This is a genomic window from Bradyrhizobium yuanmingense, from assembly GCF_900094575.1.
Lineage (GTDB): Bacteria > Pseudomonadota > Alphaproteobacteria > Rhizobiales > Xanthobacteraceae > Bradyrhizobium > Bradyrhizobium yuanmingense.
On the sequence record NZ_FMAE01000004.1, the window covers coordinates 481747 to 494913 of the forward strand.

Sequence of the window (13167 nt, forward strand, 5' to 3'; positions counted from 1 at the left end):
ATGATCTGTTCTTACTCTAATTCCATCGATGTGTCAAATTTAGCTTGACAAACTCCTGAGTAAGCTCATCAGCAAGCGGCTCATTTGAGTCGATTTTGCCCGATCCCGATCGACGTTTTGCGAGGGATCACACCGGCAGTACCTAGCCGGCTGCTGCGCTGTGACATCAATTGCAGGCCACTACCACGCGACAGCGATTATGGTGGGCCGTTGGGTAGCCGCGGCGTGGCCCCCACGCTGCGATGGTGCAGCAGGGCAAGTTCGACCTTGTATCGAGGAGCGGACGCAATGGAGAGAGCGCCGGAAGAATTCGCCATAGAGGAAATCGGCAAATCCTCAGGGTGATCGGAGGACCGGCGTGCCCCCTTAAGACGACTCAATCCTCGTCATCGTCGTCAAGTTCGTCATCCTCGATTCCCATCAAATCAAACAGGCCTCCGGCGGCCTTGATCGTTCCGGGGGCCGACCGTTCCTCCGGCTTGGGGGTCGGCAGTTCTGCCACGGTGAAACACGGACCAGCAACAATCTTTGCTGTTATCGCTTCGAGCTCCGGCTCCATCGCGAGGGTCGCTTCCAAGACCCACAGCAGTTCGAGAAGCTCGTCGGTCATCCGCGGTGTCCAGTGGTCAGGTCGGATGTCGTCTAGTAGCGACGATTTTTTTCCGGCCCGCTTCTTCATTCGATAGGCGAGCCAGGACTGCACGACCTTTAGGCCGGAAACTTCGAATTCCCAAACGTCCGGCGCTACAGGGCCGATCCGGCCATCGCCCACGGTAATCACGCATCCAGTCGAATCGTAACTGTAGTCGCCAGGATATTTTGCAGATTCAGCTGAGATGCCCTTGATCGTCGTAGCCGTGCCTTGTGGCACCATGTCCCCACGATCCTCGCCCCGGAATCGCTCACTGTAGGTATGCAGCCAGATCAACTTGCGGCCCAGTGCTGCGGCCTCCCCGAAGGTCTCGCTGTCCTTCGTGATGGGAACGCGCGGGCCAGGCGTTTCGAGTTCATTCCAGAACCGGCGAGTATAAGACTGGCTTCCGAGAACGGCATAGACATAAGCAGCGAGGTCCTCTGCCCGAGGGGGAGCGCCATGAGATTGGCCGATGACAGCCAGAAGACCCGCAGTGACGTTTGGCACAGTCCCAGCCGCGTCTCGGTACAAAGGAATAACATCTTTGCCCCCGAACGAACCCCGGAAATGGTGAAGATCAGGAATGGCGCAGCACGCCACCATTCCTTGTCCGAGTCCAAGAGAGTTGCTCAGCAATGATGTAAAATAGACCTGATTTGCTCCATGCATTCGCCAGAGGGCTGGGCGCAACCGGTCGCCCAATCGGAAATCATACAGCGCATAGTGCCTGTCAAAGGACCTATAGGCGAATGGAATAGCAGTCGGCATCTCTGTCGTATCGTCGGCCGAAATGATAGAAGGTTGTCCCTTTCCCGGCAGATCGTCCTTGACGACCTTGGTGATCTTCCAGCCGCCGGTTTCGCGAAACAACTTTTTCCGATCGCCTTCATCACAAGTGACTAGGCGGTCCCATCGGGCCTTGAGCAATTCGACCGTCTCCCCGATCGGCCAATGGCGCTTGAATTGCGCGCCGTTCAAGGCCAGCGGGAAAAGGAGTTCAATTTCGGGCCAGGCAGCAAAGTCCCCTTGTCCAACCGGCAGGAACGGCGTGTGCCAGCTGTCGGGACAATCTCGCCAGTCGATATCGCCAAAATTGGAAACATCTTCCAACTGTTTCAGCTTGCCGTCCCGGGTTTTGCTCTGGATCTTCGCATAGTGTATTTTTGCAGGTGTGTCTGGCGACGGCTTGGGTGCGCGCACGCCGATTGCGATGGCGACCGGCGTCTGGATATTGAAGACGTTCGGAGTCTTCCGGGTCCCCAAGTTGTCGCCTCCGAGATCAATGATCCAGATTTCATCGAAGGTGCGTCGCATAATTTCACGCATTCCAACAAAACCCGGTCCGGCCAGATAACTGGACGCGGTGATAAAGGTGACGATTCCGCCGCACTTCTGCTGTTCAAATAGCCGCCAGAGTGCCCAGCGCCAGAAATAAACGTAGTCGTTGTAGAGATTTTTGAGGTGCACACCCGCCCCAGCTTTTCTCGCTGGTTCGATGAAGTCCTGAAAGATCGCGCGTTGCCCTTGCTCTTCCTGTTTTGCCGCACCTTTAACCTGATCACCAAACCGCACCCAGCCGCCCTTGCGTTGCGTGGTGGTGTCACCTTCCTCGATGGTCTGGCGATCGTAGGGGGGATTGCCGAGACACACGACGATGTTCCCGCCCTTCTTCAGCTTCCGAGCCGCCTCGTGCTCCTGGGTAAGCGCCTTGTGTGTCAAGTCGAGCCCACCTGGCGGAGCTTTGTTCGGGCTCTCCAACGTGTCCGCCAAGTATATATTCAGCCGCTTGGCCAGCTTCTCCTCAGGGTCGCCCTGCACCTTGGCCTGATTCATCACGCCTTCTAGGGCCTGGCTAAGTCGAAGATGGGCGACTGCATATGGGCCAACCAGGACCTCGAAGCCGTGCATGTTCTCCGCCATCTGCCGTGCGCGCGAAGGGACTGCGCCGGCACCGGAACGAGTCCGCACCTTTTCAAGCCCATGCTTAATCGCGGCAATCGGATAGGTGCCAGTGCCCACCGCCGGGTCGAGAAACACCACGCCATCATCGGCGAAGCCTAGCTTTTTTCCGAACCTCTTCTCTAGCAATTCGGCAGCAAGCCGAACCTGCAACTCCACGACCTCCCGAGGAGTGTAGTAGACCCCGTAATCCTTGCGCAGTTGGGGATCGTAAGCAGCGAGGAAGTCCTCGTAGAAGTACAGCCACAGATCGGGCCGCGATTTCAAGAAATCGTGGGGTAAGAGCGCTTCCAGCGACCGTTGGAGCATCTCAAAGCCAACCGAGAGTTCTTTCCGCGCAGCCGGCTGGCCGAGTAGTTCCAGAGCGCGAGCAAGCAGGCCGTTGTTCTTGTCCAGCGTCTTTGCAGCTGCTGCTGGATCAAGTTTGGCTGCACCCGTCAGGCGAGCGAGCAGCATGGCGTATGTCACAGTCTGGGCATAGGCATCCGCAAACTTGGCGCTGTCGGCATCGGGAAAGAAGAATTGCCGCCACTCACTTGCAAGGAGTTCGACAGCGGAGCCCGGTTGGCCAAGAGCATTCTCGACCTCCGACCGGAGGAAGCGGGTGAGGGGTGCGAGGTACTTAGCGAGACCTGAGGGCGTGTGCGGGATGTTGGGCTCCCACCCCAGGAAGTCGCGGAACAGCCGTTCGAGCCCCTCGGCGTTTTCCGCGGTAGTGGCAGCTTTGCCCTTCTCGGTCGGATCATCATTGAGGCGAACTGTGGGTTGCCCTTCAGGGCGTTCGCCTGTGCGGTAAAGCGTCCATTCGCGCCCGTCCGTGTAAATTAGGTTAGGTAAGCCCTTGAGCTTTTCCCACTGCTTCTTGTTGTGCTCGCCCTTGAGTTTCGGCGCGTCCGCTCCGAGACCGGGCGCCTTCAATTCGATATAGCCGCAGATCAGCCCGCCTGCGTAGATCGCAATGTCTGGGCGGACCTTATGGTCTGACAAGTGTGTTTCGGTGCGGGTTTCGATCGAGAAGCCGAAGGCGGCTCCCGCAGATTTCATAAGGTCAGCGACGAGGGGCTTGAGCTGATCTTCGGGTGACGCTGAGCCCGGAAGGGAAAACTTGGCTTTGAGGGCTTCCGCAAATGCTTCAAGGATAGGTAGCTGCATAGCCAAGCCAGTACTGCTGATTCCTTTCTGAGCAGTAGCAAACCGGCACGTGTTAGGAAATCGACTCTCCACCGCAAGTCGACTGTCAGCACAGCTTTTCCTAACCCCGCGAGGGGGCGCAATGGATTGTGCTTAGCAGCGCCTTGAGCGGTAAGCAGCGTGGCTCGTAGCAATTTCGTAGCAGAAATGGGGTGAAAAACCCGGTACGCAGCGTGAACCTGCGGCTATAGATGCCTTGATTTTGCTGAGGAAAATTCTTGAGGCTCAAACGAGCGGTTAGAGGCGTCGCTTGCCCCAACCATCGGCGACCGGACGACCCGGAAGCCTTATGAGTTCGAAAAGTCGCGACCGGCGGCGCTAGCCGCCGCCGGTCGAATTGGTCGTATCAGCGAATGACGTAGGGCAGGAGGCCCAGGAAGCGCGCGCGCTTGATGGCGCGGGCGAGCTCACGCTGCTTCTTCGCGGACACCGCGGTGATGCGGCTCGGCACGATCTTGCCGCGCTCGGAGACGTAACGCATCAGCAGCTTGGAGTCCTTGTAGTCGATCTTCGGAGCATTGGCGCCCGTGAACGGGCAGCTCTTGCGACGACGGAAAAACGGGCGGCGTGCACCAGCTTCAGCCATGATTCTTACTCCCCATCCGTGGTTTCAGCTTCATCGCGCGGACGGCGCGGACCGCGATCGCCGCGGAAACCGCCCTCGCGGTCGCCACGGAAGCCGCCTTCACGCTCGCCGCGGAAGCCACCGCCGCGATCGTCACGCTCGCGGTCGCGATCGGCCTTGCGCATCATCGCGGACGGGCCTTCCTCGAGCTCCTCGACGCGGACGCTGAGATAGCGGATCACGTCTTCGCTGATGCGCTCCTGGCGCTCGATCTCGGCGATCGCCGCGGACGGCGCGTCGATGTTGAGCAGCACGAAGTGCGCCTTGCGGTTCTTGTTCATGCGGTAGGTGAGGGAGCGCACGCCCCAATTCTCGGTCTTGGTGATCTTGCCGCCGAGACCTTCGACGATACCGGTCATCTGCGCAGTCAGCTCTTCGACCTGCTGCGGGCTCGCGTCCTGACGCGCGAGAAAAACATGCTCGTAAAGAGGCATGGTCGTCCTTTCCTCATGTTGGCGCATCGCCCGGCGTCAAACCCTTAAGAGGCCTTCGGAAAGGACTCTGGGATCAAGCTCAGAAGGCGGAAACACGGGACGACGGGCCGACTGGCCCTGCCACACCAAAATCACGAATGATTTGCTGAGACCGTCCGTTCAGCTCCCGGCCGGGGTCTGCGGATGGGCGCCTTATACGGATTTTGGTCGGCTTTGCAAGGTGGAGGGGCATCTTCGAGCCGAGCCGGTCCGCCCTCCAACGGGAACAAGAACCCCATCCTCCATACCAAGATTCGGCTTGATCTGTTTGTTTGTATAACATACAAATAATTCAGCGGAGAGGATCCCATGGCAGAAGCGTCGGCCGATGCGCCGCTCGAAGCGGCAGGCGACCCCAAGCACGCCGCGCGCGCGACGCGCTCGGCCGGCCGCAAGATGCGGTCACTGCTCCTGGATGCTGCGAGCCCGCTGTTTCGGGAGCGGGGGCTGTCAGGCACGTCGATTACCGACATCGCGGCCGCCGCGGACGCGTTCCCGAGCCAGATCACCTATTACTTCCGCACCAAGGAGGCGCTGTTTGTCGAATGCGCCTGCCGCGATCTGTTGTATCTGGCACGGGCCACCGAGCAGGCGGCGCTCAAGGCGCGCACGCCCGGGGAATACACCCACGCGCTGGCCGAGACCGTGACGGCGAGCGATTCGGTCGCCTTCTTCGCCGAGGCGCTGACGCTGACGCGGCGTCGCCAGGATCTCGCGCCGCTGGTGGAGCGCACCATCGAGCGCCTGCACAGCGAGGGTACGCGCGCTTATGCGGGGCAGGTCGCGCGGCACGGCTGGCGCTCGCTGCGCGCGCCCGACGAAAGCTCGCGGCGGTTCTGGGCCGTCGCCATCGGCGTCATTCTCGAGGGCTACGCGATGGGCCGCTCGCCCGAGGCGCTCTGCGCCGAGATGCTGCGCGTGCTGGGCGAGCAGGCGAAATCCACTGAAGACACCGCCCGCCTGCGTCTCGTCGAGGCGCGCGAGGCATCCGACAATTCCAATGGAAAGGGTTAGGCCATGACCGCGCTTCGCATGCGTGCCCGCGATTTCCTGACCGACGATCAATTGGCCGAGGTGCGCCAGCGCGCGACGTGGAAAGGCGCTGCGCTGATCGCGCACGCCTGGACGCTGATCATTGCAGCCATCGCGCTGGTCGCGTGGTGGCCCAATCCGCTCACCTATATCTTCGCCGTCGCCATCATCGGCTCGCGCCAGCTCGGCCTTGCGATCCTGATGCATGACGGCGCACATGGTTGCCTGTCCGCCGACGAGAAAACCAATCTGACGCTGAGCCAGTGGTTCTGCGCCTATCCGCTGTTTGCGGAGACGCGCAGCTACCGGCGCTATCACCTTCAGCACCATGCGCGCACCCAGCAGGAGGACGACCCCGACCTCGTGCTGTCGGCGCCGTTTCCGATCACCAAGTTGAGCTATCGCCGCAAGTTCATCCGCGACATCACCGGGCAGACCGGCTACCAGCAGCGCAAGGCGCAGTTGCTCAACGCGCTCGGGCCAAAGGACTGGTCATGGCGGCAACGTGCAGCGCATTTCTGGGAGACGCTCGGCCCGCAATGTGTGGTCAACGGGATCATGTTTGCCGCGCTCGCCGCGGCCGGCGTGTGGTGGGCCTATCCGCTGCTCTGGCTGGTGCCGCTCTTGACGTGGATGATGGTCATCACCCGCATCCGCAATATCGCCGAGCACGCCGTCGTCCCCGATAGCAGCGACCCCTTGCGCAACACGCGCACGACGCATGCCAATTTTCTCGAGCGCCTGTTCATCGCGCCGTATTACGTGAACTATCACCTCGAGCATCATCTGTTGTTCTACGTGCCCTGCTACAATCTGCCGAAGGTGCACCGGCTGCTGAGTGCGAGCCGGTACGCCGATCGCATGGAAGTGCAGCCGAACTACGCTTCGGTGCTGCGGCTGGCCACGGCAAAGCCGAACCGCGAGGATCGGCCGGGGCAACTGGTGAACAGTGCGCGCCGAGCGCGGGCAGGAGCGGACGTCGATGCCAACCAGACCGCCGGCGGGTTTTGAGGGGCTTATTCCCCGTTGAATGCTGCTCCAAGTTCCCGTCTCGGCTTGACAGTGCGGCCCCGGACGGTGTCTACGGCCCCCTTTGGAGCATGATCCGGAACCATGGCCCAAGAAACCACGGCCTAAGGCCGGGCGTAAATCGGCTGCCGGTTCAGAACAGGGATCATGCCTGACAGCAGGGAGCGCCGATGACGGCTGCATTCACATTTCCTGGGCAGGGTTCCCAGGCTGTCGGCATGGGCAAGGCCCTGGCCGACGCCTTTCCGGTGGCGCGCGCCGTATTCGACGAGGTCGATGCCGCGCTCGGGGAGAAGCTGACCGGCATCATCTGGGAAGGTCCGGCCGAAACTCTCCAGCTCACCGAGAACGCCCAGCCGGCGCTGATGGCCGTGTCTATCGCGACCTTGCGCGTGCTCGAGGCCGAGGCTGGTTTTTCCGTAGGACGAGACGCTGCCTTCGTCGCGGGCCACTCGCTCGGTGAATATTCGGCGCTGGCGGCGGCCGGCAGCCTGACGGTTTCGGATACCGCGCGTCTGCTTCGCACCCGCGGTCTCGCAATGCAAAAGGCGGTCCCGGTCGGCGCCGGCGCGATGGCCGCGCTGCTCGGTCTCGACTACGAGGCCGCCATGGAGGTCGCGGGCGAGGCGGCGCAGGGGCAGGTCTGCCAGGCCGCCAACGACAATGGCGGCGGCCAGGTCGTCGTCTCCGGCGACAAGGCTGCGGTCGATCGCGCCGTCGAGATCGCCAAGGCCAAGGGCGCCAAGCGCGCGATGCTGCTGCCGGTGTCCGCCCCGTTCCATTGCAAGTTGATGCAGCCGGCTGCGGATGCCATGGCGGAGGCGCTGTCGAAGGTTACGATCAAGGCGCCGGCCGCCCCGCTGGTGTCGAACGTGCTGGCGAGCGCCATCACCGGTCCCGACGAGATCCGCCGCCGCCTGGTCGAGCAGGTCACCGGCACAGTGCGCTGGCGCGAGTCGGTGGCTTACATGGCCGGGCAGGGCGTCACCCGCTTCTTCGAGATCGGCGCCGGCAAGGTGCTGACCGGTCTCGTCAAGCGTATCGCGGACGGTGCCGTCGGCATTGCGGTCGGCGGCCCGAACGATATTGCCGCCGCCAAGGATGCATTGGCCGCTGCGAAGCAGGCTTAAAGGAGTCCATCAATGTTCGATCTGACTGGCCGAAAGGCGCTCGTCACCGGCGCGACCGGCGGCATTGGCGGCGCGATCGCGCAGGCGCTGCACGCGCAGGGCGCCACCGTCGCCATTTCAGGGACGCGCAAGGAGGTGCTGGACGAGCTTGCCGGCAAGCTCGGCGAGCGCGCCCACGTGCTGCCCTGCAATCTCTCCAAGGCCGATGAGGTCGAGGCGCTGGTGCCCGCTGCGGAAGCGGCGATGGGCCAGGTCGACATTCTCATCGCCAATGCCGGCATCACGCGCGACAATCTCTTCGTGCAGCTTCGCGACGAGGACTGGGACGAGGTTATCAACGTCAATCTGACCGCGACCTTCCGCCTGGCGCGCGCCGCGACCAAGCTGATGATGCGCAAGCGCTTCGGCCGCATCGTCGCCATCACCTCGGTGGTCGGCGTCACCGGCAATCCCGGGCAGGGCAATTATACTGCGTCGAAAGCCGGCCTGATCGGCATGATCAAGACGTTAGGGGCCGAATACGCCAAGCGTGGCGTGACCGCGAACTGCATCGCGCCGGGCTTCATCAAGACGCCGATGACCGATGCGCTCAACGACAAGCAGCGCGAAACGATTCTCACCAAGGTTCCGGCCGCCCGCCTGGGGACGCCCGAGGACATCGCAGCGGCCGCCGTCTATCTGAGCTCGAACGAAGCAGCCTACGTCACCGGGCAGACCATCCACGTCAACGGCGGCATGGCCATGATCTGACGTCTCGTGCCGCGTCGCCTGTCACGGCGGTGCGGCATGCGGCAAACGGCCGTTTCCGGAGCGAAATGAGGCTTGTAGTCAAGGCAATTGAAGTATGATAACCGGACCTCCAACGGATGGGCAAAGAACGCCATTGCAGGTTTTTGAAACCCTGTATATTGGCGATGCGGAGCCTTTGGCCGTCGTTCGCCGGGGCCTCCATCGGTTAGGATGGGCCAAATCAAAGTTCGTAAGCGAAGGCAGTCAAACGACCACGACGGCTCGTATCGTCCCGGGGGGTCGGGTCTACAGGGAACAACACGAGGTTAAGCAATGAGTGACATTGGCGAGCGGGTTAAGAAGATCGTGGTCGAACACCTTGGTGTTGAACCCGAGAAGGTTGTCGACAACGCGAGCTTCATCGACGACCTCGGCGCCGACAGTCTGGATACCGTCGAGCTGGTGATGGCGTTCGAAGAGGAATTCGGTTGCGAGATTCCGGACGACGCTGCGGAAACGATTCTCACCGTCGGCGACGCTACGAAGTTTCTCGAGAAGAACGCGAAGAGCTAAGGCTCTTCAATTTCGCGGGGACAACATTGAAACCGGACGGGCCGCTTCGCAGCGGTCAGCCGGTTTCTTGTTATTGGCCGTGAATCTTTCGATGCGGAGTTTTCGGATATGAGGCGGGTTGTCGTCACGGGTCTCGGCATGGTCTCGCCACTCGGCTGTGGCGTCGAGCCGACCTGGAAGCGCATCCTCAACGGCGAAAGCGGTGCGCGCAGGATCGAGAGCTTCGATGTCTCCGATCTGCAGACCAAGATCGCCTGCACGGTCGTGCGCGGCGACGGCTCGAAGGACAGCTTCAATCCGGACAAGTGGATGGAGCCGAAGGACCAGCGCAAGGTCGACGACTTCATCATCTTCGGCATGGCCGCGGCCGGTCAGGCGCTCGACGACGCCAACTGGCATCCCGAGACCGAAGAGGACAAATGCGCGACCGGCACCATGATCGGCTCCGGCATCGGCGGCCTCAACGGCATCGCCGATACCGCGATCCTGCTGAAGGAGCGCGGGCCGCGCCGGGTGTCGCCGTTCTTCATTCCCGGCCGCTTGATCAATCTCGCCTCCGGCTACGTCTCGATCGCGCACGGGCTGAAGGGGCCGAACCATTCGGTGGTCACGGCATGCTCGACCGGCGCGCATGCGGTTGGCGATGCCGCCCGCCTGATCGCGCTGGGCGATGCCGACGTGATGGTCGCGGGCGGCGCCGAGTCGCCGATAAGCCGCATCGGCATTGCCGGCTTCAACGCCGCGCGCGCGCTGTCGACCGGTTTCAACGAGACTCCCGAAAAGGCCTCGCGTCCCTACGATAAAGACCGCGACGGCTTCGTGATGGGCGAGGGCGCCGGCGTCCTCGTGCTGGAGGAGCTGGAGCACGCCAGGCGGCGCGGCGCGAAGATCTATGCCGAGGTGATCGGCTATGGTCTGTCGGGTGATGCCTATCACATCACCTCGCCGTCGCCCGACGGCGATGGCGGCTTCCGCAGCATGTCGGCCGCGCTCAAGCGTGCCGGGCTGACGCCGTCCGATCTCGATTACATCAATGCGCACGGGACCTCGACGCCGCTCGGCGACGAGATCGAGCTCGGCGCGGTCGAGCGTCTGCTCGGCAACGCCGCCTCCAAGGTCGCGATGTCCTCGACCAAGTCGTCGACCGGCCATCTGCTCGGCGCGGCCGGTGCGATCGAAGCGATTTTCGCGATTCTGGCGATTCGCGATAATGTCGTGCCGCCGACGATCAATCTCGACAATCCGTCGGTCGAGACCGCGATCGATCTCGTGCCGCACAAGTCGAAGCAGCGTGAGGTCAACGTCGCGTTGTCGAACTCTTTTGGTTTTGGCGGTACCAATGCGTCGGTGATCGTCCGGCGCCTAGTCAGTTAGTTTGTGTTTGAGACGAATCCACCGTTTTGCCGTATTCGGCGATAGTCATGGACGTGGGCGCGTGCGTTTTTGGCAGGGCAAGCGATTGTCGGGCCGCTATTGAACCGGCAGGATTCAGGTTGTTTCGATGAGTGAAAGGCCGCCCATTTCACCCCGGAGTCCGCGGGCCGCGCTCGAGCCCGAGCAACTTCCGCCGCCGCCCAAGCGGTCGGACCGCGCGCGCAATCCGTTCGTCGTCGTCGGCAACGCCATCATCACGCTTCTGCTGATCGCCATGCTCGGCGCCGGCGGCGTCTATTATTACGGCCGCCAGGTGCTCGAGGCGCCCGGACCGCTGAAGGAGGACAAGATCGTCAACATCCCGCAGCGTGCGGGCAAGCGCGACATCGCCGAGACGCTGAACCGGGAAGGCGTGACCGACGTCAATCCCTGGGTGTTCATCGCCAGCGTCGCCGCGTTGAAGGCGAGCTCGGACCTCAAGCCGGGTGAGTATTCCTTCCAGAAGAACGCCTCGCTGCGCGACGTCATCGGCACCATCGTCGAGGGCAAGGTGGTGCAGCACGCCGTGACGATTCCCGAAGGCCTGACCTCCGAGCAGATCGTGGCGCGGCTGTCCGACAACGACATTTTCACCGGCAGCGTGCGCGAGCTGCCGCGCGAAGGCACGCTGCTCCCGGAGACCTACAAATTCCCGCGCGGCACCCCGCGCGAGCAGGTGGTCCAGCGCATGCAGCAGGCGCACAAGCGTGTGCTGTCGGAGATCTGGGAGCGCCGCAATCAGGACATTCCAGTCAAGACGCCGGAGCAGCTGGTCACGCTGGCGTCCATCATCGAGAAGGAAACCGGCAAGGCGGACGAGCGCAGCCGCGTCGCCGCGGTGTTCGTCAACCGGCTGAAGCAGCGGATCAAGCTGCAGTCCGATCCGACCATCATCTACGGCCTCGTCGGCGGCAAGGGAACGCTGGGCCGGCCGATCAAACGCAGCGAGATCACGCAGCCCTCGCCCTACAACACCTATGTGATCGACGGCCTGCCGCCGGGCCCGATCTCCAATCCGGGCCGCGCCTCGCTCGAAGCTGCCGCCAACCCGGCCCGCACCCGCGACCTCTATTTCGTCGCCGACGGCACCGGCGGGCACGCTTTCACCGAAACCTACGACGCGCACCAGAAGAACGTCGCCAAGCTCCGCGCGATGGAGAAGCAGATCCAGAACGACACGGTCGAGCCGCCCGAGGACGCGCAGCCGCCGGCCGTTGCCGCGCCTGGCGCTGCCGACCCGCCGACCGCGGCCACGCCGGCACGGCCCAATCAGCAGAAGAGGCCGCCGGCAGCACGTCCGGCTGCTCCAGCCAATCCCCCACCGGCCCGGCAGGGCGCGGTGCAGGGCTCGCCGCCGGTGGTTCAGCGCTGAGCCTTGCGCGCAGACCGGCTTGCGGACATTGCCGATTCCACTTTCCGACAAAATAGTCTTAAGATTCGCGTGGCTTGATAGCCTCGCGAATCCCGTGTTCCTGGAGAATTTGAACTGATGGCGCTGTCGTCCATGACCGGCTTTGCGAGATGCCACGGCGCAAGCGGGCCGTATACGTTCGAATGGGAGTTGAAGTCGGTCAATGCCAAGGGCTTCGACTTGCGCGTGCGGCTGCCGCAGGGGTTTGACGAGCTCGAGGCCCATGCCAAGAAGCGCGCGGGCGAGCTGCTCTCGCGCGGCACCGTCTATGCCAATCTCACCGTCAAGCGCACCAATGCCGCCGCCACCGTCCGCATCAACGAGGACGTGCTCAACGCGGTGCTGAAGGCCGCCGCGCTGATCTCGGGGAAGGTCGACGCGGTGGCGCCGAGCATCGACGGCCTGCTCGCCATCAAGGGCGTCGTCGAGGTCGCCGAGCCCGAGGGCGACGAGGAGGAGGACAAGGCAGCGCGCACTGCTGCCGCCGAGGCCTTCGACAAGGCGCTCGACGAGCTCGTTGCGATGCGCAAGCGCGAGGGCACTTCGCTTGGGCAGATCCTGACCCAGCGCGTCGACGAGATCGAGCAGCTGGCGAAGAGAGCGGAGGCCGCGCCCGGCCGCAAGCCGGAGGCGATCAAGGCGAAGCTCGCTGAGCAGATCGCAGCGCTGCTCGACACCTCCGACCGTTTCGATTCCGATCGCCTGATGCAGGAGGCGATCCTGATCGCGACCAAGGCAGACATCCGCGAGGAGCTCGACCGCATCGCCTCCCACATCACGCAGGCGCGCGAGCTGATCGGCAAGGGCGGCCCGATCGGGCGCAAGCTGGATTTCCTGGCGCAGGAGTTTCACCGCGAGGTCAACACCTGCTGCTCGAAGTCGAACGACATCGAGTTGACCAACACGGGCCTCGCCATGAAGAACGTGGTCGAGCAGTTCCGCGAGCAGGTGCAGAATCTGGAGTGATC

General features: G+C 62.8%; 11 protein-coding genes. 8 read left to right on the forward strand and 3 right to left on the reverse strand.

Annotation, left to right across the window (positions count from 1 at the left end):
• Positions 1-376: 376 nt before the first annotated feature.
• The 3 genes from GA0061099_RS15805 to rpsF form a co-directional block, all read right to left on the reverse strand.
• Positions 377-3745: a type ISP restriction/modification enzyme gene (locus GA0061099_RS15805; RefSeq protein ID WP_074447941.1), complete on the reverse strand. Its 3369-nt coding sequence runs from the start codon at positions 3743-3745 to the stop codon at positions 377-379.
• A 385-nt stretch (positions 3746-4130) separates the two neighbouring features.
• Positions 4131-4370 (reverse strand): 30S ribosomal protein S18, encoded by a 240-nt coding sequence (gene rpsR, locus GA0061099_RS15810; protein WP_007592020.1) that lies wholly within the window; start codon positions 4368-4370, stop codon positions 4131-4133.
• Between the two features lie 5 nt (positions 4371-4375).
• Entirely contained in the window at positions 4376-4843 is a 468-nt protein-coding gene (gene rpsF / locus GA0061099_RS15815) for a 30S ribosomal protein S6 (RefSeq protein WP_025035823.1), read from the reverse strand.
• Positions 4844-5191: 348 nt separating this feature from the next.
• On the opposite strand from rpsF, the gene GA0061099_RS15820 reads away from it, so the two are divergent.
• The 8 genes from GA0061099_RS15820 (at position 5192) to GA0061099_RS15855 (ending at position 13165) form a co-directional block, all read left to right on the forward strand.
• The gene (locus tag GA0061099_RS15820) at positions 5192-5896 is read left to right on the forward strand and encodes a TetR/AcrR family transcriptional regulator C-terminal domain-containing protein (protein ID WP_036000718.1); all 705 of its coding nucleotides are present in this window, start codon (positions 5192-5194) and stop codon (positions 5894-5896) included.
• 3 nt (positions 5897-5899) lie between these two features.
• On the forward strand, positions 5900-6925 hold the full coding sequence (locus tag GA0061099_RS15825; protein ID WP_036000715.1) for a fatty acid desaturase family protein: 1026 nt from the start codon (positions 5900-5902) through the stop codon (positions 6923-6925).
• A 188-nt stretch (positions 6926-7113) separates the two neighbouring features.
• A complete protein-coding gene (fabD, locus tag GA0061099_RS15830) occupies positions 7114-8073 on the forward strand; it encodes an ACP S-malonyltransferase (RefSeq protein ID WP_036022704.1) in 960 nt (319 codons plus the stop codon).
• Between the two features lie 12 nt (positions 8074-8085).
• A complete protein-coding gene (gene fabG / locus GA0061099_RS15835) occupies positions 8086-8823 on the forward strand; it encodes a 3-oxoacyl-[acyl-carrier-protein] reductase (protein WP_025035827.1) in 738 nt (245 codons plus the stop codon).
• Positions 8824-9135: 312 nt separating this feature from the next.
• A complete protein-coding gene (locus GA0061099_RS15840; RefSeq protein ID WP_008551805.1) occupies positions 9136-9375 on the forward strand; it encodes an acyl carrier protein in 240 nt (79 codons plus the stop codon).
• 108 nt (positions 9376-9483) lie between these two features.
• Positions 9484-10749, forward strand: a complete 1266-nt coding sequence (gene fabF / locus GA0061099_RS15845) for a beta-ketoacyl-ACP synthase II (RefSeq protein WP_036022706.1) — start codon at positions 9484-9486, stop codon at positions 10747-10749.
• A gap of 127 nt (positions 10750-10876) precedes the next feature.
• Entirely contained in the window at positions 10877-12160 is a 1284-nt protein-coding gene (gene mltG / locus GA0061099_RS15850; RefSeq protein ID WP_036022707.1) for an endolytic transglycosylase MltG, read from the forward strand.
• A gap of 117 nt (positions 12161-12277) precedes the next feature.
• Entirely contained in the window at positions 12278-13165 is an 888-nt protein-coding gene (locus tag GA0061099_RS15855) for a YicC/YloC family endoribonuclease (RefSeq protein ID WP_036022708.1), read from the forward strand.
• Positions 13166-13167: the final 2 nt, after the last annotated feature.